Origin of the sequence: Heliobacterium mobile, from assembly GCF_009720735.1 — a bacterium.
Classification (GTDB): Bacteria; Bacillota; Desulfitobacteriia; order Heliobacteriales; family Heliobacteriaceae; genus Heliobacterium; species Heliobacterium mobile.
The window spans coordinates 1-818 of record NZ_WNKU01000113.1; the positions used below are offsets into that span (position 1 = coordinate 1).

At 54.0% G+C, this 818-nt stretch carries 1 rRNA gene; it reads left to right on the top strand.

Features of this window, described 5'->3' with window-relative positions:
* Positions 1–243 precede the first annotated feature (243 nt).
* Positions 244–818 (top strand): 23S ribosomal RNA (locus tag GJ688_RS20030); the annotation flags it as partial.

The window sequence follows — 818 nt, forward strand, 5'->3', positions numbered from 1 at the left end:
GCTATAGCTCAGCTGGGAGAGCGCTTGAATGGCATTCAAGAGGTCAGCGGTTCGATCCCGCTTAGCTCCACCAAATTCATCAAACCACCTGTCGCCTAACGGCGACAGGTTTGTTCCTTGAAAACTGCACAGAGGTAAAAGTAAAGCGCAAGTAATGATAATGCGACGTTGATGTTTTGGGTTCCTTGGTATTTCATTACCGAGGGAACAAAACGGAACGGAGCAATCATTCATTGAAAATAAGGTCAAGTTAGTAAGGGCATACGGTGGATGCCTAGGCGCTGAGAGGCGAAGAAGGGCGCGGACAGCTGCGAAAAGCTACGGAGAGCCGCAAGCAGGCGTAGACCCGTAGATACCCGAATGGGGCAACCCGTCCGGAGTCATATCCGGACATCGCTGACTGAATCCATAGGTCAGTGAAGCCAACCCGGGGAACTGAAACATCTAAGTACCCGGAGGAAAAGAAATCAAGCGAGATTCCCCCAGTAGCGGCGAGCGAACGGGGAAAAGCCTAAACCGTCTCTTCGGAGGCGGGGTTGCGGGACCTTCATCCCGAATGAATCATCCTAGTCGAAGCGGTCTGGAAAGGCCCGGCACAGCAGGTAACACCCCTGTAGGCGAAAGGACGAGCCATTCCGAAGGGATCCCAAGTACCGCGGGGCACGTGAAATCCCGTGGGAATCCGGGGGGACCACCCTCCAAGGCTAAATACTCCTCAGCGACCGATAGTGAACCAGTACCGTGAGGGAAAGGTGAAAAGCACCCCGGAAGGGGAGTGAAAGAGAACCTGAACCCGTATGCTTACAAGCAGTCGGAGC